Here is a 20,003-nt window from a genome sequence, read left to right on the forward strand (position 1 = left end):
TCCTCAGAGCTTCAGCTTGAACACGAGGCCGTACGACGCAGGCCGTCCAGCGATGAAGGTCGGCATGCCCAGACCATCGCCCGTATTGCCGGCGTCCTTGATGTATTCTTCGTCAAGGACGTTTTCGCCGAACGCCTCGACGCCCCAGTTGGCCGAGTCTGGCGTGTAGCGGACGCGCAGGTTCAGCAGGCCGTAAGCGTCCTGATACTCGTCTTGAACCCGATCGGGCACGATGTTGCGGCTCTGCAGCGCCGGGAGATCGTTGTCGTCGCTGAAGAAGACCTTGGACTGCCAGGTGTAGGTCGGCTGAACTGCAATCTCGCCGCCGCTGACCGGCAGGCGCCAGGTCGCACCGATCGAGGCGGCGTTGTCCGGCGACAGGCGGAACTGGTTGCCGTCGTAGATGCCGTTCTCGAACCGCGAGTGGTTGTAGGCATAGGTGGCGAACAGGTCGAAGTTCGACGCGACGGCGAAGTTGGCCTGGGTCTCGAAGCCATACGACTTGGCTTCGCCGGCGTTGGTGACGACGAAGGTCGTGCCCTGCTGGATCGTCGTCTGGAAGTTTTCGTAGTTGTACAGGAACACCGCGCCATCGACGCGCAGGCGGCCGTCCAGCAGCGACGACTTGGCCCCGATCTCATAGCTGTCGACCGTCTCGGCTTCCACCGGGGCGAACCGGGGCGCGCCCAGCGGCGCCGACGGGCCCGAGGCGCTGATCACTTCCGGGCGGCGACCGCGCGCATAGTTGGCATAGACGTTCGTGTCGTCGCTCAAGGCGTAGCGCGCCGTCAGGCGCCAGGTCACGCCGTCATCCTCGGAGTCGAAATAGGCGAAGTCGCCGTTGTTGGCGGTCGGCTGCGAGATCAGGCCGAACAACGGGAAGGCGCTGGCCGGAATGGCCAGATAGGCCGGGTTGGCCAGGGCGCCGAGGAACGTCGGAACCTGCGCCGCGGGAATGGCGCCCGCTTGCAGCGCCAGCAGGGCGCCGAGCGTGGAGCGGCTTTGCACCGAACTGGCATATCCAGTGGTCTTGTCATCTCGAGTATAGCGCACCCCCGCCGACATCTCGAACCGGTCGGTGAAGGCGTATGTGGCGTCGGCGAAGACATCGTAGGACGTCAGTTCCGAGCTGTTGGTCGGCGTCTCGATGTGCGCCGACTTCAGATTGGCGGCGATAGGCGTAGCGAATGCGCCGGCGCCCAGCGGCGTCAAAAGACCGCCGAGCGCAGCCTGCGCGATGGCCGGATAGGCGGTCAGCGGCAGCGTCCGGTCGCCGACCGTCGCAGGCGATCCGTCCAGCAAGCCCGACAGCTGCGCCAGGATCAGGCGCTCGTCGAACTGGGTCGGGGTGCGCTGATAGCCCTCTTCATGGAACCAGCCGGCGCCGACGAAGCCCGTCAGGCGACCGCCGTTGTCGAAGCCCAGGCGCAGGTCCTGGCTCCACTGTTCGCCATGCGTATCCTCGGCGGCGGTCAGCAGCGGCAGCGACACGCCGTCAGCGTCGAAGGTTTCGTAGTTGGTGAACTCGCGATAGGCCGTGGTCGAATTCAGCGTCCATGCGGGGCTCAGATCAATGCGCGCCAGACCCGTCACGCCCCAGACTTCGCGGTCCAGCCCCAGCGACTTGCCGCCATCAAAAGCGGCGCCCGGCGTCAGGGCCGCGCCCTCCCAGGGTTCCTTGCCGCCCAGAACCGCGCCGGTGTTCGGATCAGCCGGGGCATAGGCGAGCGACTTGAACGAGGTGCCCGAGGCGTTGTCCTTCTGATAGTTGCCGATCACGTCGAACCGCATCGCGTCCGACGGCGTCCAGGCGCCGGACAGGCGCAAGGCACGGGTCTCGATGGCGTTGAAATCCTCGCCGTCCAGCAGGTTCTCGACCGAGCCGTCCCGCGTCTTCAGGCGCGTGGCCAGACGCAGGCCTGCGGTCTCGCCGACCGGCAGGTTCAGCGCGCCCTCGACCATGCGATAGCCTTCGTTGCCCGCCTCGATATTGGCATAGGCTTCGGTCGCGCCGGGACGCGCGCGGTTCTGCACCAGATTGACCGCGCCGATCAGGGCGCCGCGTCCGTACAGGGTCGATTGCGGCCCCTTGGCGATCTCGACGCGTTCCAGATCGAACAGCTCGACATAGGAGCCGCGCGACTTGGAGATCGACACCCCGTCCCGGAACACCGACACGCGAGCCTCGGACGTCGCCGCGCCTGAGTCCGATGTGATGCCGCGCATTACGAAGCCCGGATTGTTCGGTGACTGGTTCTGCACCAGGAAACCCGGCACGAAGGCCGACAGCTGTTCGAACTCCTGAATGCCCAGGTCTTCCAGGAACTGACCGGAATAGGCCGTCAGGGCGAATGGCACGTCGATGGTCTTCTGCTCGCGCAGCTGCGCGGTGACGATGACGTCTTCGACGCTGCTGACCGGCGCCTGCTCCTGCGCCCAGGCGGCCGATCCGGCCGTCATGGCGCCCGTCAGGGTCGCGGCGGCCAGCAGGCGCGTCTTCAATGTGGTCTTGGACATCTGATCCCCCAGATTCGGCTAAGCTGGGGAGTGCCCTACGACGGGCCGATGTCGAGGCGACGACACCGCCGCATCGTCTTGACGACGACGCCAAGACGATGCGGCGACGGTTGATCCGTCTACCGACGGATGGCCGATCAGTTGGCGCGCTGGTCGATGGAGGGTCGGAAATCCACGTCGAAATGACAGCCATCATCATAGCGTGACGCCGCAGCCTGACACAGCGTCGCCACATCGCCAGGCGTCGGTTTCACGCCCTCGTCCAGCCAGCGCATCATGGCCTGGAACAGCCCCACATACTCGGGTGGAGACAGGCGGCTGTGCTCAGACTCGTCCGTGAAGGTCTGGACCAGCAGGTCCGACCGTCCAGCGGCGGCGACCGTCTCGCGATACAGCGCGTCGTTGGAGACGAAGGCCGTCGCGTCATTCTTGGCGTGGATCGTCAGCGTCGGCGCCACGATCAGGCCGCTGAGATCGGCGTCATAGGCCAGGCGCGCCACGCCCATGGGGTCGGCGGCGAACCGTTGAACACCAGCATTCAACGCCGCGTCATCGTGAGAGCCTTGATAGACAGTCTGGCTGTTGTCGAACGGGTTCAGCCCATCCAGCCGCCGCTGAACCATGTCGCGGAACAGGAAGGTCGCCCAGGCCAGGTGCGGCACCAACTGCTCCTCATTCACGCCCGTCACGGCCAGAATATCCGCCAGATTGCGCTTCTGATCGGCCGAGCGTCCCGCCTCCGGCAATCCTGCGCCGGTGCAGGTCTGAACGCGTTCCGCCAGTTGTGCGCGGGTCAGATTGCTGTCCAGCGGCAAGCCCTGCCATAGCGGATACTGAACCTCGTCAGGCCGCGGGTGGTTGTTGCAATAGAACTGATACACGGCCCGCAGATCGGCCCGAAACCGATAGGTGCGCGTGCCGCCGCCAATGACGCCATTCGTCAGAATGACGCCGTCCCACACCGCCTGACCCTCGGCGTTACGGGCATACAACTCCGCTGTTTTCGCCGCGACGTTCCCACCCCACGACTGCCCATGGACCAGGGTCCGGCGCGGCTTGCCGAAAGCATCCCAAAATATCTGGCGTAGATCGTCGGTATCCTCGGCCGCCATCCGCACGCCGTAGCCACCCCGACGATAGGTCGAGCCCGCCCAGGCGAACCCTTCCTTCACCGTCATCGAGAACCGCTCAAGGTCTTCCAGCGGGTCGTTCGCCTCGGGCGCGCTGGTGCGCGGACCACCATGCGCGTGGACGACCAGAGCGCCGTTCCAGTCTTTGGGCACGGCGATCCAGTAATAGCCGCCCTTGGCCGCCTGACCCGACCAGCACCGCGTCTCCTGCGGCACATAGTCGGGACAGGCCGCCGTGACTGGCGCTTCAGCCGTCGTCGTCCTCACTTCCTGAGCCTGGGCGAGCGGTGCGATCCCCATTGACGTGAGGACCAGCACCGAGAGGCATCCGATGGAACGAACGGTCATCGCCCTACCCTTCTCAGAACGTCTTGGACACGTTGACGTACCAGTAGCGTCCGTACGGCGTATAAAGCGCGCCCAGATAACCGGATGACGCCAGAGGCGGTTGTTCGTCCGTGATGTTGCGCGCACCCAGGCGAACGGTCGTGCCCGATGCGAAGCCATTGCCGTCTTCGAACTCATACTGACCGTACAGATTTCCGGTCAGTTGGCTGTCGATCTGCCAGGAGTCGCCCTGTGCGCTCAGGAAGCCGGTCTCGGTCACCGCGTCGGTGTATTGGGTGAAGGCCCCGACCTGCCAAGGCCCTTGCGACCAGGTGAACGATCCGGTCACGCGCCACTCCGGCCGGCCGTTGCGCGCCAACAGGGTTTCGGAGATCGGCAACGGCGTGTTCGCGTTGATCTGACCTGCCTCGCGCGCGGCGAACAACGACTCGACCAGCGGGCCCGGCGAACGGTCGAACTTCATCAGATGGGCGGCGTTCAGATTGGCGCGGAAGTTGCCCCAGGGCGTGCCGCGCAGACGCCACTGAATGCCGATGTCCAGACCTTCGACCGTCTGCGGCAGCAGGTTGATGAACTGATCCTCGATCGAGACGATCTGCCCGACCGGGGTGATGCCGCTGCCCTGGAAGAAGGCGATATCGTCGGACGTCACCGCCGCGCGATTGACGTTGTCGTTGGTCGTGCCTTGCAGGATGTTGAGGTAGTCCAGCACCACGTTCGACTGGGCGCCGAGCAGGCCGACGATCTTCTCCTGCTCGATCTTCCAGCGGTCAATGGTGAAGGTGAAGCGACCGAACTGCTCGGGAATGAACCAGGGCTGCAGCACCAGGCCGATCGACTGATTGGTGCTTTCCTCCGGCTGAAGCTCCGGGTTGCCCGAGACCAGCAGCGAGGCGCTGGCCGGCTGGGAGCACTGGTTGAAGTTCGTGATCCGGCCCAGACGCAGGTCGGCCTCGCAGCGGACGTAGTCGTTGCTGGTCGCCAGACGTCCGTATTGCGCGGCGTTGGTCTGTTCCAGGTTTGGCGCGCGGAAGCCTTCCGAATAGGAACCGCGAACACGCACGCCCTCGATCACGTCCCAGGCCATGGCGATCTTCGGCTTGGCCACGCTGCCGAAGTCCGAATAGTGCTCGTATCGGCCGGCCAATTGCAGATCCAGACTGCGCACGAGCGGGATATTCATCTCCGGCGACACCACCGGCACTGCGAACTCGACATAGGCCGAATAGACCTCGCGCTTGCCGTAGGTGTCGGGGTTCGAGCTGACCGCCGCCAGGTTTGACAGGCTGGTCTCGCCCGACACCATGTCGGTGAAGATGTTGGTGCCGTCCAGGTCCTCGTCGCGGTCATCGCGCTGGGTCTCGCGGCGCGCCTCGACGCCCAGGGCCATGCCGACCGGACCACCGGGCAAGGTGAAGACGTCGGGACGGCTGATCTTGAAGTCCCACAGCGCCAACGTCGTCTTCGACACCCGCGTCAGATCGGTCGAGATGGCGTCGATCGCCGTCTGCGAACTGGGGGTGCAGTCGCCGAAGCTGGGATCGTTGACGCAACCGCCGCTGAACGGATTGTAGGCATCCGGTGTGGACAGGGCCAGGCTGGCCTGCAGCGCGGTCAGGTTGATGGCGTTCGAGCTGTCGGTCGCCTCGGCTTCGGAATACAGCAGCGCCGTTTCCCAGTCGAAGCCGCGCCATTCGCCGCGCAGGCCGCCCAGGAAACGGGACTGCCAGTTGTCGACATCGACCACCTGCTGACCGGCGTCGTTGAAGCGATAGCGGACCAGCTTCACCGGCGCCCCTGCGACCGGCACATTGGTCAGGCCCGGCAAGCGATTGGGGTTGCGGGTTCCGTCGGCGAAGGTCACCGGCCCAAACGGATTCCAATAGTTGCTGGCCGGGATCCACAGCGGGTTCAGCAGGATGGTGGCCGGCTGAATATTCTGGGTGCTGGCGGTGTAATAGCCGACCTCGCCGAAGGCGGTGACGCCGTTGTCCAGGTCGTAATGACCCGAAACGAACAGGTTCAGGCGTTCGATATCAGGCGATTGGGTGGTGCCGCGCGCGCCGTCGTATCGCAGTTCGCGCCCAGCCCCGCTGTAGCTGATATTGCCGCTGGCCAGGCAGACATCGCCGCCAACCGGGGCCGTGCAACCGAAGCTGGAGGGCTGGTTGTGGAAGGCGCCGGCGCCCGTCGTCAGATTGGTTGTTCCGCGCTTCACCTGGAACGGCGTCTGGAAGTTGGCCCAGGCCGTATACGACGAACGACCGTCCGTATCGGTCGAGTTCTCGTAGCCGGGGACATCGGCGAACAGGCTGCGGCGATCATCGGACGCCGTGTAATCCTGATCGCTGGCCTGCTGGGCGGTGCGGTTCGTATAGTCCAGGAAGCCCGAGATATTGCCGCGTTCGAAGTCCCTGCCGGCGAACAGGCCGAAGGTGAACTCGCGGCGTTCGGTGCCTTCCGCGCCGCCATACTGGGCCTTCATCTCCAGTCCGTCGAAGTCCTGCTGCAGCACGGTGTTCACGACGCCGGCGACCGCGTCCGCGCCATAGATGGCCGCTGCGCCGTCCAGCAGCACCTCGAGACGCTCCAGCCCGGAAACCGGAATAGCGTTGGAATTATAGCTGAGCACCGGCACCGTTCCGGTGTCCGACGTGCCCTGGCTGGTTGGGTGCTGGACGATACGACGTCCGTTCAGCAGCACTAGGGTGTTGCCCACGCCCAGCGAGCGTAGATTGACCGAGTTCACGTCGCCGCGCGCTGCGTTCGACGTCTGCGGATTGTTGGCGCTGGAGAACAGCACATCGCCCATCTGCGGAATGGACCGCAGCAGGTCGTCCCCGCTGACCGCGCCGGTCGCGATGATCTCTTCCTGGGTGACGACCGTCACAGGCAGGGCGGCGGTGGTGGACGCGCCGCGGATCTGAGAGCCGACGACGATGATGTCCTCGACTTGCGCCGCCTCCCCATCCTGAGGCGCTGCGTCCTGGGCCAGGGCGCCGCCCGCGGATATCAGCAGGACGGCCGAGGCTGCGCCTGCCCTCAGTGCGAACTTGGATTGCATCTTCATGTTTCCTCCTCCCGGGCCGCCGTTATGTCGGGGGTCCCGTCGTAAAAGTCGTTCCTGCGGATCAGTCGTCCGCAAGAACCAGATCGTCTCCCGGCCCCGCTGCGGGATTGGGTGCAGCGGCGAGCGGTTGGGGTTTTCCATCCAGCGCGGCCTTCAGGGCGTCGCGATCCAGCGCGTTCTCCCAGCGGGCCACGACGATGGTGGCCACGGCGTTGCCGATGAAGTTCGTCAGGGCCCGGCACTCGCTCATGAAGCGGTCGATGCCCAGGATCAGCGCCATGCCGGCGACCGGCACGTCCGGCACGACCGACAGGGTCGCAGCCAGGGTGATGAAGCCTGCGCCCGTGATCCCCGCCGCGCCCTTGGAGCTGAGCATGGCCACCAGCAGGAGCGTGATCTGTTGCCAGATGGTCAGATCGATGTTCAGCGCCTGGGCGATGAACAGGGCCGCCATCGTCATATAGATGTTGGTGCCGTCCAGATTGAACGAATAGCCGGTCGGCACGACCAGGCCGACCACCGACTTGGCGGCGCCCGCGCGTTCCATCTTGGAGATCAGGCTGGGCAAGGCCGCTTCGGAACTGGAGGTGCCCAGCACCAGCAGCAGTTCTTCCTTCAAATAGCGGATCAGCTTCAGGATGTTGAAACCGTTGGCGATGCCGACCAGGCCCAGCACGCCGACCACGAAGATGATTGCGGTGACGTAGAAGGTGACGATCAGCGCCGCCAGATTGGCGATGGACGCGATGCCATAGGCGCCGATGGTGAAGGCGAAGGCGCCGAAGGCGCCGATCGGCGCGGCCTTCATGACGATGGCCACCAGCTTGAACACCGCCAGGCTCAGCGTCTCGAACAGGTCGATCACCGGCTGGCCGCGCTCGCCCACCAGGGCCAGGGCGATGCCGAACAGGATGGAGACGAACAGGACCTGCAAGATGTTGCCGGTCGAAAAGGCGCTGACGAGGGTGTCGGGAATGACTCCCATCAGGAAGCCCTGGATCGTGCTTTCATGGGCGGCGGCGGCGTACTGTTCGACCGCGCCCGCGTTCAGCGATGCCGGATCGATGTTCAGACCGTCGCCGGGGCGAACCAGGTTGGCGATGATCAGACCCACGATCAGGGCCAGCGTCGAGAAGACCAGGAAATAGCTGAAGGCCTTGGCGGCTACGCGACCCACGCTGCCCAGGTCGCGCATGCCGGCGATGCCGGTCACGATGGTCAGGAAGATCACCGGGGCGATGACCATCTTCACCAGCTTGATGAAGCCATCGCCCAGCGGCTTCAGGCTCTCGCCGAACGTCGGCCAGAAATGACCGATCACCGCGCCGAGCACGATGGCGATCAGCACCTGGAAATACAGGTGGCGATAGAACGGCCGGCGAACGACCGGCGCGGTCTCTGACGGTACTGCGATCACGAAAAGGCTCCTGATGTGCGAGGGCGATCCTCGCAGTCTCCTCAATGGGCGCGATCTTCGCCACGCTCCTTGAACTGACAGTCAGCGAGAACGCGCATGGCTCAAAGACAATGCGGCGCCCATTATAATCTTTTGTAATCGTTGATATTTCTCGATATCGCGCGACACCCGAGCCTTGAGTTGTGCAATTTTTCGCGCACCCAACTAGCGGGATAGTGCGATTTTCCGCACAATGTTGGAATGCGCAGGCCATCGATCACAGACTCACGCTCTCGGCCTTGGCGGCGCGGTTGGCTTGTGGCCGCGGCCCTCTGGATCGTCCTCGCCGTCGTCGCAGCAGTCGCCGCCGGGGAAGCCGCGCGGCGCGACGCAGAGGCCGAACTGGTTCGTCAGGCCGAGGCTGCGGCCGCTCTGCACGCCGCAGTCCTGCGCAGCGAGCTGGAAAAGCATCGATCCCTGCCGCTCGCCCTGGCGGGCGACCCTGACATCGCCGCATTGCTAGCCGCGCCGCTGACGACGCAAGGCGACAGGGTCAACCTGAAGCTGGAAAACCTGGCCCGCCAGACCCGAGCCGCCGCCATCTACATCATCGACGCCGACGGGCGGACGCGCGCGGCCAGCAACTGGCGCCTGCCTACCAGTTTCGTGGGCGCCGACTATGGGTTCAGGCCTTATTTCATCAACGCCATGCGCAATGGCCAGGCGGAGTTCTTCGCTCTCGGCACCGTGTCGGGCCGGCCCGGCCTGTATCTGGCGCGACGCGTGGACGGACCGACAGGCGCGCCGGTCGGCGTCGTCGTCGTCAAGGTCGAGTTCGCCGCCTTAGAGGCCGAGTGGCGCGCGTCGGGCGAGCCCGCCTATGTCGTCGATCCTGGCGGCGTCGTGCTGATCACCAGCGTTCCGGAATGGCGTTTCCGCACTACGGAGCCGCTGGACGAACGCCGTCGCCGTCTGACCCTGACGGATCAGACGCTCCAGCCTGAGGCGCTGCGTCCCCTGCCCTTCGCGACCCCGTCGGGTGACCAGCCGCGTCTTGTCCAGGCCCCCGTCGATGACCGCGAGCAGCGTTGGATGCATGCGGCGGTCTCGACCGAAACGCCCGGCTGGACCCTGCATCTGCTATCGCCCGGACGCGGCGTCATAGAGGTCGCCGTCACCACCGCCCGCGCCTTGGCGGCGCTGATCGTGACCCTGATCGCAGGGGTGGTCGCCGTCCTGATGAGGCGTCGCCAGCAGGGTCTGGCCCGCGCACGCGCCGAAGAGGAAGCCCGGCTGGAGCTTGAACGCCGGATCGACGAACGCACCCGCGAACTGCGCGACGCCAACACCGCCCTGAACCGCCAGATCCAAGAACGTCGCCGCGCCGAGACCGCGCGCGAACTTCTGCGTGACGAACTGGTTCAGGCCAGCAAACTGGCGGCCCTGGGCCAGATCGTGGCCAGCGTGGCGCACGAGATTAACCAGCCTGTCGCGGCCATCCAGACCCAGGCCGAGACCGCCGGCGTCCTGCTAGACCGCGACGATCCGGAAAAGGCTCGCGGCGCCCTGGCTCGCATCGGCGACCTGACACAGCGCATCGGCGCCATCACGGAAGGCCTGCGAACCTTCTCGAAAAAGTCGGACCCCAAGATCGGCGTGGTGCGGCTGGAGGACGCCATCCACGGCGCCCTGCTGCTGACCCGTGGGCGGCTGGACGAGGGCGGGGTTGAACTGATCCGCGAAGGCGATGCGGACGTGACCGTGCGCGCCGACCGCTTCCGGCTGGAACAGGTCATCGTCAACCTGGTCAAGAACGCCGCCGAAGCCTTGGAGGGACGCGAGCACCCGCGTCTTTTGCTGAAGGTCACGCGCGACAGGGACCGCGTCCGCCTGATCGTGTCCGACAATGGCCCCGGTGTGCCGCCCGCCGTGCGCGCACAGTTGTTCACCCCCTTTGTCACCACCCGCGCCAACGGACTGGGACTGGGCTTGGTCATCTGCCGGGACCTTATCGCAGGCTTCGGCGGCGAGTTGGACCTGATCGACGAGGGCGACGGCGCGACCTTCGTCGCCACCTTGAGGACCGCATGATGGAGTTCGCCCGTCCCACCGCAGTCGCCCTGATCGAGGACGACGCCGACTTCCGTCAGGCGCTGGTCGAACGCCTGGTGCTGGAAGGCCACGACGTGCGCGCCTTCGCCGCTGCAGAACCGGCTCTGAAGGCAATCGACGCGGACTTCCCCGGCGTGGTCATCACCGATCTGCGAATGCCCGGACTGGACGGTCGTCAACTGCTCAGCCGTTTGCAGGCGCTGGACGCGACCCTGCCCGTCATCATGATCACCGGCCACGGCGACATCGCCGATGCGGTCGCCGCCATGCAGGACGGCGCCTATGATTTCGTGGCCAAGCCCTTCCCGTTCGAGCGGCTACAGGACAGCCTGAACCGCGCGTTGGAAAAGCGCGGCCTGGTGCTGGAGAATCGCCGCCTGCTGGCGATGGCGTCGGACGGCGTACAGGAACTGCCGCTGGCAGGGCCCTCGCGCGCCATAACCGCCCTGCGCGCCACTATCGCCCAGATCGCCGACGCCCGCATGGATGTGCTGATCGAGGGCGAGACCGGGACCGGCAAGGAGGCCGTCGCCCGCGCCCTGCACAACGGCGGGCGACGCCGGCTGGCGCCCTTCGTCGCCGTCAACTGCGGCGCCCTGCCCGACGGATTGATCGAAAGCGAGCTGTTCGGCCATGAGCTCGGCGCCTTCGCGGGAGCCCTGCGTCGTCGCGTCGGTCATGTGGAACGCGCCCACAACGGCTCGCTGTTTCTTGACGAGGTCGAGAGCATGCCCCTGGCCGTCCAGGTCAAGATGTTGCGGGTGCTGGAAGAGCGCGAGGTCCATCCCATCGGCGCCAACGAACCCCGCGCCCTGGACCTGCGCGTCCTGGCTTCGTCCAAGATCGACCTGGGCGAAGCCGCGAGGACGGGCCTGTTTCGCGAGGACCTGTACTACCGGCTGAACGTGGTGCGGTTGCGCGTGCCGCCCTTGCGCGAACGACGCGAGGACATTCCGCTGCTGTTCGCCCACTTCCTGCGCCGCGCCGCCGACCGTCACGGCATCGAACCGCCCGTCGTCGGCGACAGCGTGCGACGCCTTCTGGTCGAAGCCGACTGGCCCGGCAACATCCGCGAATTGGCTCATTTCGCCGAACGGGTCGCCCTGTCGCTGGAAGAGACCACACGCCCCGTCGATGCCGGCCTCAGCCTTCCCGACCGCCTCAACCGCTTCGAGGCCGAACTCCTCCGCGACGCCCTCCAGGCCCACCGCGGCGACATCACCGCCGTCCTCGCCGAAATGCAGGTGCCCAGGAAAACCCTATACGACAAGCTCCAGCGGCACGGGCTGAAGCCGGCGGCGTTTCGCTAGGCTGTCGCGTTTGCCTCTGGCGTCAATCTCGGGCGCACGTAGAACAAGACGATGAACACGAAGACGCCGGGCTGGAAATTCTGGATCGATCGCGGCGGCACCTTCACGGATGTCGTTGCCCGCGCACCGGATGGCGTGTTGCAGACCCGAAAGCTGCTGTCGGTCAATCCCGAGCAGTATGCAGACGCAGCGGTGGAGGGCATTCGTCGCATACTCGGCGCCGCGCCTGGGCCGCTGGCGCCGGGCCTGGTCGAGGACGTGCGTATGGGCACGACCGTGGCGACCAACGCCCTGCTGGAACGCAAGGGCGAACCGACACTGTTGGCGATCACGGCGGGCTTCGGCGACGCCCTGCGCATCGGCTGGCAGGCGCGGCCTGAATTGTTCGTGCGCAACATCATCCTCAACGACCAGCTGTATGATCGCGTGGTCGAAATCGACGAACGGGTGATGGCGGACGGCGCCGTGGATCGGCCGCTGAACGAGGACAAGGCGCGGGCCGATCTGACGGCAGCCCATGCGGCAGGACTGCGAGCCGTGGCCGTCGTCCTAGTTCACGGCTGGCGCTTCACCGGTCATGAGACACGCCTGGCGGAGATCGCACACGAGGTCGGGTTCGAACAGGTTTCGGTCAGTCATGAGGTCGGGGCGTTGATCAAGCTGATCGGGCGCGGCGACACCACCGTAGCCGACGCCTATCTGTCGCCCATCCTGCGCGCCTATGTGGAGCGGGTTGGGGCCGATCTGGGCGAGGCGACCCCGCTTCAGTTCATGCAGTCGTCGGGCGGGCTGACGGCGGCCGACGCCTTTCGGGGCAAGGACGCCATCCTGTCGGGACCGGCCGGCGGCGTGGTGGCCATGGCCGAGACGGCCAAGGCCGCCGGCTTCGACCGCGCCATCGGCTTCGACATGGGCGGGACTTCGACGGACGTGTCCCATTTCGCAGGAGACTATGAGCGGACGTCGGACGCCGTGGTCGCCGGGGTGCGGCTGCGGGCTCCGATGCTGAGTATTCACACGGTCGCCGCAGGAGGCGGCTCGATCTGCCGGTTCGAGGGCGGACGACTGCGGGTCGGCCCGGAATCAGCCGGCGCCGTGCCGGGACCGGCCGCCTATCGGCGCGGCGGGCCGCTGACGGTGACAGACTGCAACGTGATGCTGGGCAAGCTGAGCCCCGACTTCTTCCCGGCTGTCTTTGGGCCGACCGCTGATCAACCGCTGGACGCCGACGCCGTGCGAATGCGCTTCGCCGCCCTTGCGACCGAGGTCAAAGACGCGACGGGGCGCGCGACGACGCCGGGCGCGCTGGCGGAGGGCTTCATCACCATCGCCGTCCAGAACATGGCCGAGGCGATCCGTTCGATCTCGATCCAGCGCGGCTATGACGTGACCCGTTATGTGCTGAACTGTTTCGGCGGCGCGGGCGGGCAGCACGCCTGTCTGGTCGCCGACGCCCTGGGCATGACCAGGGTGCTGCTGCATCCGTTCGCTGGCGTTCTGTCCGCCTATGGCATGGGTCTGGCCGAGGTGCGGGCCATCCGGCAGGCGACCGAGGCGACGCCTCTAGCCGCCACGCGCGACAGGGCCTTGGCCGACAGGATCGCCGAGCTTTCGACTGCCGCGCAGGCCGATCTTGAAGCCCAGGGCTTCGCGGCCGACGCCGTCTCCACAGTCGCGCGCGCCGAGATCAAATTCGCGGGCTCCGACACGCCCCTGGTCGTCGCCTTCGGTCCCGCTGATGCGATGGCCGAGGCCTTCGAGGCCCTGCACCGCCGCCGCTTCGGCTTCTTCGCCGAAGACAAGGCCCTGGTCGTCGAGACCCTGGAGGTCGAAGCCATCGGCCATTCGGACCAGGCGCTGTCAACGCAGACCCCGACCACCGCGAGCGGATCACTGGAGACCATCGCCGAACTGACCGTCCGCATGGCCGGTCAGGACCGCCAGGTCCCCGTCCATCGCCGTGACGCCCTGGCGCCCGGCGTCGCCGTGGACGGTCCAGCCATCCTGCTGGAAGACACAGGCACCACCGTGGTCGAGCCCGGCTGGCGCGCGACCGTCGACGCCCAGGCCAATCTGCTGCTGGAGCGGGTCGTTCCCCTGCCCGCTCGCACGGCCATCGGCACGGATGTCGATCCGATCATGCTGGAGGTGTTCAACAGCCGCTTCATGGCCTGCGCCGAACAGATGGGCGAGGCGCTGCGCGCCACCGCCTATTCGGTGAACATCAAGGAGCGGCTGGACTTCTCCTGCGCCGTATTCGACGCCACCGGCGCCCTGATCGCCAACGCCCCGCACATCCCGGTGCACCTGGGCTCGATGGGCGAGAGCATTCGCACGGTGATCGCATCACGCGGAGGCGGCGGCATGAGGCGCGGCGACGTCTATATGCTGAACGCGCCCTACAACGGCGGCACTCACCTGCCCGACATCACCGTGATCATGCCGGTGTTCCTGGACGATGACGCAGGCCCGGCCTTCTTCGTCGCCGCGCGCGGACACCATGCCGACGTGGGCGGAACCACGCCCGGCTCCATGCCCGCCTCGTCGCGGACGGTGGACGACGAAGGGGTGCTGATCGATGACTTCCTGCTGGTCGAGACGGGTCGGCTGCGCGAGGCCGAGACCCGCATCCTGTTCGCATCGGGCCGCCATCCATCGCGCAATGTCGATCAGAACCTGGCCGACCTGAAGGCCCAGATCGCGTCCTGCACGCGCGGCGCCGACGAACTGGTCCGCATGACCGCCGAGTTCGGCCGGCCCGTCGTCGCCGCCTATATGCGCCATATCCAGGACAACGCCGAAGAGGCCGTCCGCCGCGCCATCGCCGCATTGAAACCCGGCGCCTTCGCCTATGAGATGGACGACGGCGCCATCATTCGCGTCCGCATCGACGTGGACGCTCGGGCGCGCAGCGCCGTCGTCGATTTCACCGGCACCAGCGAGCAGCGACCGACCAACTTCAATGCGCCGCTGTCGATCACGCGGGCGGCGACCCTCTATGTCTTCCGCACCCTGGTCGACGACGCCATTCCGCTGAACGAAGGCTGCCTGAAGCCGATCGAACTGCTCGTGCCGGAGGGGTCGATGCTGAACCCCCGCTATCCGGCCGCCGTGGTCGCCGGCAATGTCGAGACCAGCCAGGCGGTCGTGGACACCCTGTACGGCGCCCTGGGCCTGCTGGCCGCCAGCCAGGGGACGATGAACAACTTCACCTTCGGCGACGATGCGCGTCAGTATTACGAGACCATCGCGGGGGGCTCGGGCGCCGGGCCTGATTTCGACGGGACCAGCGCGGTCCAGACCCATATGACCAACAGTCGCCTGACCGATCCCGAGGTGCTGGAAACCCGCTTTCCGGTCCTGCTGGAAGAATTCTCAATCCGTCGAGGGTCCGGCGGCGCGGGTCGCTGGACGGGCGGCGATGGCGCCGTGCGACGGGTGCGGTTCCTGGAGCCGATGACCGCCGCCATCCTGTCCAACCACCGCCGTGTCCCGCCCTTCGGCGCCAGTGGCGGAAAGCCCGGCGCGACGGGCATCAACCGCATCGAGCGGGCGGACGGAACGATCGAACCCCTAGCTTCGACGGCCGAGGTCTCCATGGCGCCCGGCGACGTCTTCGTCATCGAGACGCCGGGCGGCGGCGGCTTCGGCGAATGAGGCTTCCGCAGCCGCTCCAACCGCGCGATCCTTCGTATCGAGGGGAATGAACCATGCTGGTGCTTATCGGGATCGCGGTCGTGGTCGTGGGCTTCGTCGCCCGGATCAATCCGCTGGTGGTCATACTGGTCGCGGCGATCACGACCGGGGTGCTGGCGGCGGTCGGACCGGGCGTGGATGCGCGCGCCCTGCTGACGGCTGGGATCGACACCATCAGCCGGTTCGGCGAGGCCTTCAACGACAACCGCTATTTCCACATCACCTGGCTGGTTCTGCCGGTCATCGGCCTGTTGGAACACGCCGGGCTGCAGGAGCGGGCGCGAGATCTGGTGACCCAGGTCAGGGCCGCGACGGCCGGGCGGCTGATGCTGATCTATCTGATCGTGCGCCAAGCGACCTCGGCCCTGGGCCTGACCTCGCTGGGCGGTCATCCGCAGATGGTGCGCCCCCTGATCGCCCCGATGGCCGAGGGCGCCGCCGAAACCCAGCACGGCCCGCTGACCGACAAGGCCCGCTTCCGCATACGCGGCATGGCGGCCGGAACTGACAATATCGGCCTGTTCTTCGGCGAGGACATCTTCATCGCCATCGGCTCCATCGTCCTGATCGTCGGCTTCCTGGAACAGGCCGGGGTGCGGGTCGAGGCCTTGCACGTTTCGCTGTGGGCCATCCCCACCGCCGTCGTCGCCCTGCTGGTGCACGGCGCCCGCCTGCTGATGTTCGACCGCCAGGTGCGCAAGGACATGGCCGTGCCCGACGTCGTCGAGGGCGAGGAGACCGGACGATGATCACGCTGGAACACGCCTATATCGCCACAGGCCTGATGTTTGCGGCCTTCTCGATCCTCAGCCTGCGCGATCCGTTGAACCCGACCCGGTTTCGCAGCGCCCTGTTCTGGGGCCTGATCGCCGTCTCTCTGCTGTTCGGCTCATGGCTGGGCGGCCTGGGCAACGGGCTGCTGGTCATCGCCCTGGTCGTGATCGGCGCCATGGGTAAACTGGGCGTCGGCAAGCCCGTCACCACGACTGGCGAGCAGCGTCAGGCCAGCGCCTCACGCTGGCGCAACGCCCTGTTCGTGCCTGCGCTGATGGTGCCCCTGGTCGCCGTTGGCGGGACGCTTCTGGCCAAATACACCCCGGCCGGCGCCTGGCTGATCTCGCCGGTGCAGACGACCCTGATCTCGCTGGGCCTGGGTTGTGTCGTGGCGCTGGTCGTCGCCATGATCTGGTTCCGACCGCCGGTCATGGCCCCGGTGCAAGAGGGGCGTCGCCTGATGGACTCCATCGGCTGGGCGGCGTTGCTGCCGCAGATGCTGGCCTCGCTCGGCGCGGTCTTCCTCGCCGCCGACGTGGGTCAGGTGGTCGGCGATCTGGTGGCCCAGGTCATTCCCATGACCTCGGCCTTCCTCGCCGTCTTCGCCTATTGCGCGGGGATGGCCCTGTTCACCGTCATCATGGGCAACGCCTTCGCCGCCTTCCCCGTCATGACCGCCGCCATCGGCCTGCCCATCGTGGTGCATCAGTTCGGCGGCGATCCATCCATCGTCTGCGCCATCGGCATGCTGGCCGGTTTTTGCGGAACGCTGATGACGCCGATGGCGGCCAACTTCAACGTCGTGCCCGCCAACCTGCTGGAGCTGCCCGACCGCAACTCGCCCCTGAACGGGGTCATCCGCGCCCAGTTGCCCACGGCGGCGATCATGCTCGTGGCCAATATGCTGCTGATGTATTTCCTCGCCTTCCGGTTCTGATCATGACGCAAAGCCTCGACGCCGCCCTCGCCTCCCGCTTCGCCGCCACCGCTCTGGGCCATGTAACGCGGGAGTATCCGAACCACATCATGCACGTGCTGACCGGGCCGGAGGACGCCCGCACCCCGCGCGACATGCATCCGATCTTCTTCGGCAGCTTCGACTGGCATTCCTGCGTCCACGGCTGGTGGACCCTGTTCACCGTCTATCGCCTGCACCCCGACATGCCAGAGGCCGACGCGATCCGCGCCACGGCGAACGCCCTGTTCACACCCGAGAACCTCGCCGGCGAGATGGACTATCTGGCCCGCCCTGAGGCCCGTGGGTTCGAGCGCCCCTATGGCTGGGCCTGGCTGCTGATGCTGGCTGCCGAACTCGGCCGTCACGACAGCGACGAGGGTCGCCGCTGGTTCGAGACACTACGCCCCCTCGCTCAGGTCTTCGGCGACCGGTTCAAGGCCTTCCTGCCTCTCGCCGACTACCCTGTCCGCGTCGGCACGCATTACAACACCGCCTTCGCTCTTCGCCTGACGCTCGATTATGCCGACGCTCATGATGCGGATCTGGCCGTCGCCTGTCGGGACGCCGCCCTGCGCTGGCACGCAAATGACCGCGACTGTCAGGCCTGGGAGCCGTCGCAGGACGAGTTCTTGTCACCGGCCCTGATGGAGGCGGAACTGATGCGTCGCGTCCTGCCCGCCGCCGATTACCGCCTCTGGCTGGACGCCTTCCTGCCCCACCTTGCGGCCGGCAGACCCGAAACGCTTCTAACCCCCGCAAGTGTCAGCGACCGCACCGACGGCAAGATCGCACACTTGGACGGTCTGAACCTGAGCCGCGGCTGGTGCTGGCGCGCCATCGCGGCGGCGCTCCCATTATCGGCCCCGCTCCGCGCCGTCGCCGCAAACGCGGCCCAACGCCACCTCGACGCCGCCCTCTCCCACGTCACCGGCGATTATATGGGCGAGCACTGGCTGGCCAGCTTCGCCCTGCTGGCATTACTTACGGTTGAAAACTAGGCCTGACCGCATCTCGACGAACGGGTTTGCTGGATCGGCACAGCGCTCATCGGCCCTTTCAGTGTCAACAAGGGTCACACAACGCAGCCGTTGCGGCTGGGGTGCGGTGGCGAGCTGACCCCACACGGTTTCTGACGTGACCCCCGTTTCTCATCCAGCCATAACGAGAGTCCTTTGATGATCTGAGGTGGGGTTGGCAAGAGGCCGGTCAGCGCAGCCTTCAACCAGCGCAGCGGACCGGCCGATCTGTCCGTTGAGCGCATCTGCGTAAGCCTGCGGCGTCAGCCATCCCAGCTTCGAGTGCGGCCGGGTTTCGTTGTAGTCGCGCCGCCAGGTTTCGAGGACGGCGCGGGCGTGTGGCAGGGATCGGAACAGCGTCTCGTTCAGCAGCTCGTCGCGCAGGCGGCCATTGAAGCTCTCGTTGAAGCCGTTCTGCTGAGGCTTGCCGGGCGCGATGTAATGCCAACCCACGCCGGCGGCGTCGGCCCAGGCCAGGATGGCGTTGGACGTGTACTCCGTGCCGTTGTCGCTGATGATCGTCTCGGGTCGCCCGCGTCGCAGGATGATGGCGTCTAGCTCGCGCGCCACCCGTCGGCCCGACAGCGAGGTGTCGGCGACGAGGCCGAGGCATTCCCGCGTGCAGTTGTCGATCACCGTCAGGATGCGGAAGCGCCGCCCGTCGGTCATCTGATCGGACACGAAGTCCAGCGACCAGCGCTGGTTCGCGAACAGGGGAATCTCCAGCGGCCGCCTTGTGCCCATCGCGCGTTTGCGCCCGCCGCGCCGGCGCACTGTCAGCTTTTCCTCGCGGTAGATCCGCTGGACCCGCTTCTTGTTGACCGCATGCCCCTCGCGCGAAGCATCACGTGCAGGCGGCGATAGCCGAACCGCCGCCGCTCCTGCGCAAGGGCCTTCAGTCGATCCCGCAGGACGCCGTCGTCCGGTCGCGTCGCCTGATAGCGCACGCTCGTCCGATCAACGCCCAGCACCCGGCAGGCCCGCCGTTCGCTCATCTCGTAGGCCGACTGCAGGTGCGCCGCCGCCTCTCGATGCGCAGCGGGCGTCACCATTTTTTTTTCCAGCAGATCCTTCAGCGCGACGTTGTCCAGCATCGAGTCCGCCAGCATCCGCTTCAGCTTGGCGTTCTCGTCTTCCAGCGCCTTCAGCCGCCGGGCCTCCGACACGTCCATGCCGCCATACCTGGCCTTCCACTTGTAGAAGGTCGACGAGCTCAGCCCGTGCTTCCTGCACAGATCCGCCACCGGAACACAGACCTCCTGCTCGCGCAGGATCCCGATGATCTGCTCTTCCGTGAACCGTGATCGCTTCATTCTGTCCGTCCTTTCGAGGGGCGGACTCTAGCTATTCCTGGAGGAGTTTCAGGGGGTCACGTCAACACCAATGCGCCAAACGCGACCTACACCATTTCGACTCCTACCTCAGATCGAGGGACGCCTATATGGCGAAGGTTTCCAAATGATTTTGGGTCACGCATCCGAAGTGGGAATATACGTGGTCCGCTGGCCCTGTGCCCCCGTGCGGGTCGCCTGCCCCGCCACTCGTCTCAGTTTTCGTAATGAGCACTGAAGGACGAGCGGCCGCTTCGCGCCAGAAGCAGACATTGACGGCGAGCCGACAACGCGACTTTGCCATGGTCGAGTTTAAAATGAGATACAGCGACATCAATTTCAAAC

The 20,003-nt window shown here is 66.3% G+C and carries 11 protein-coding genes; 6 read left to right on the forward strand and 5 right to left on the reverse strand.

What is annotated here, in order from left to right; all coding sequences use genetic code 11:
* Window positions 1–3 precede the first annotated feature (3 nt).
* The 4 genes from ACZZZD_RS04210 to ACZZZD_RS04225 form a co-directional block, all read right to left on the reverse strand.
* Window positions 4–2,517, reverse strand: a complete 2,514-nt coding sequence (locus ACZZZD_RS04210) for a TonB-dependent receptor (protein WP_463432923.1) — start codon at window positions 2,515–2,517, stop codon at window positions 4–6.
* A gap of 137 nt (window positions 2,518–2,654) precedes the next feature.
* Window positions 2,655–3,995, reverse strand: a complete 1,341-nt coding sequence (locus ACZZZD_RS04215) for an alpha/beta hydrolase (RefSeq protein ID WP_463432925.1) — start codon at window positions 3,993–3,995, stop codon at window positions 2,655–2,657.
* Window positions 3,996–4,008: 13 nt separating this feature from the next.
* Window positions 4,009–7,065, reverse strand: coding sequence for a TonB-dependent receptor domain-containing protein (locus ACZZZD_RS04220; RefSeq protein WP_463432927.1), 3,057 nt, complete (start codon window positions 7,063–7,065; stop codon window positions 4,009–4,011).
* Between the two features lie 61 nt (window positions 7,066–7,126).
* Window positions 7,127–8,479, reverse strand: a complete 1,353-nt coding sequence (locus ACZZZD_RS04225; protein ID WP_463436079.1) for a dicarboxylate/amino acid:cation symporter — start codon at window positions 8,477–8,479, stop codon at window positions 7,127–7,129.
* A gap of 300 nt (window positions 8,480–8,779) precedes the next feature.
* Here ACZZZD_RS04225 and ACZZZD_RS04230 point away from each other — a divergent pair, with 300 nt between their 5' ends.
* Genes ACZZZD_RS04230 through ACZZZD_RS04255 form a run of 6 tightly spaced genes read left to right on the forward strand, consistent with a single transcriptional unit; the run spans window position 8,780 to window position 18,309 of the window.
* Window positions 8,780–10,552, forward strand: coding sequence for a sensor histidine kinase (locus ACZZZD_RS04230; RefSeq protein ID WP_463432929.1), 1,773 nt, complete (start codon window positions 8,780–8,782; stop codon window positions 10,550–10,552).
* Window positions 10,549–11,883 (forward strand): sigma-54-dependent transcriptional regulator, encoded by a 1,335-nt coding sequence (locus ACZZZD_RS04235; protein ID WP_463432931.1) that lies wholly within the window; start codon window positions 10,549–10,551, stop codon window positions 11,881–11,883. Before ACZZZD_RS04230 ends, ACZZZD_RS04235 begins: the two co-directional genes overlap by 4 nt.
* 51 nt (window positions 11,884–11,934) lie before the next feature.
* Window positions 11,935–15,540: a hydantoinase B/oxoprolinase family protein gene (locus tag ACZZZD_RS04240; protein WP_463432933.1), complete on the forward strand. Its 3,606-nt coding sequence runs from the start codon at window positions 11,935–11,937 to the stop codon at window positions 15,538–15,540.
* A gap of 53 nt (window positions 15,541–15,593) precedes the next feature.
* Complete coding sequence (locus ACZZZD_RS04245; protein WP_463432935.1) at window positions 15,594–16,328, forward strand: DUF969 domain-containing protein; 735 nt, start codon at window positions 15,594–15,596, stop codon at window positions 16,326–16,328.
* A complete protein-coding gene (locus ACZZZD_RS04250; protein ID WP_463432937.1) occupies window positions 16,325–17,290 on the forward strand; it encodes a DUF979 domain-containing protein in 966 nt (321 codons plus the stop codon). The genes ACZZZD_RS04245 and ACZZZD_RS04250 overlap by 4 nt, the downstream gene beginning before the upstream one ends.
* Window positions 17,291–17,292: 2 nt before the next feature.
* Window positions 17,293–18,309 carry a DUF2891 domain-containing protein gene (locus tag ACZZZD_RS04255; protein ID WP_463432939.1) on the forward strand — a complete coding sequence of 339 codons (1,017 nt, stop codon included), beginning with the start codon at window positions 17,293–17,295 and terminating at the stop codon, window positions 18,307–18,309.
* A gap of 150 nt (window positions 18,310–18,459) precedes the next feature.
* Here the strand turns inward: ACZZZD_RS04255 and ACZZZD_RS04260 are convergent.
* A protein-coding gene (locus ACZZZD_RS04260) for an IS3 family transposase (protein ID WP_463432941.1) occupies window positions 18,460–19,640 on the reverse strand; the annotation gives its coding sequence in 2 pieces (ribosomal slippage) (window positions 18,460–19,166 and window positions 19,166–19,640; 1,182 coding nt in all).
* Window positions 19,641–20,003 lie beyond the last annotated feature (363 nt).

This window comes from Brevundimonas sp. AC546 (assembly GCF_979258305.1).

What these genes read in the sequence shown, in the direction of transcription:
- ACZZZD_RS04210 (WP_463432923.1), bottom strand. Translation starts at nt 2,517, where the DNA reads ATGTCCAAGACCACATTGAAGACGCGCCTGCTGGCCGCCGCGACCCTG.
- ACZZZD_RS04215 (WP_463432925.1), bottom strand. Translation starts at nt 3,995, where the DNA reads ATGACCGTTCGTTCCATCGGATGCCTCTCGGTGCTGGTCCTCACGTCA.
- ACZZZD_RS04220 (WP_463432927.1), bottom strand. Translation starts at nt 7,065, where the DNA reads ATGAAGATGCAATCCAAGTTCGCACTGAGGGCAGGCGCAGCCTCGGCC.
- ACZZZD_RS04235 (WP_463432931.1), top strand. Translation starts at nt 10,549, where the DNA reads ATGATGGAGTTCGCCCGTCCCACCGCAGTCGCCCTGATCGAGGACGAC.
- ACZZZD_RS04240 (WP_463432933.1), top strand. Translation starts at nt 11,935, where the DNA reads ATGAACACGAAGACGCCGGGCTGGAAATTCTGGATCGATCGCGGCGGC.
- ACZZZD_RS04245 (WP_463432935.1), top strand. Translation starts at nt 15,594, where the DNA reads ATGCTGGTGCTTATCGGGATCGCGGTCGTGGTCGTGGGCTTCGTCGCC.
- ACZZZD_RS04250 (WP_463432937.1), top strand. Translation starts at nt 16,325, where the DNA reads ATGATCACGCTGGAACACGCCTATATCGCCACAGGCCTGATGTTTGCG.
- ACZZZD_RS04255 (WP_463432939.1), top strand. Translation starts at nt 17,293, where the DNA reads ATGACGCAAAGCCTCGACGCCGCCCTCGCCTCCCGCTTCGCCGCCACC.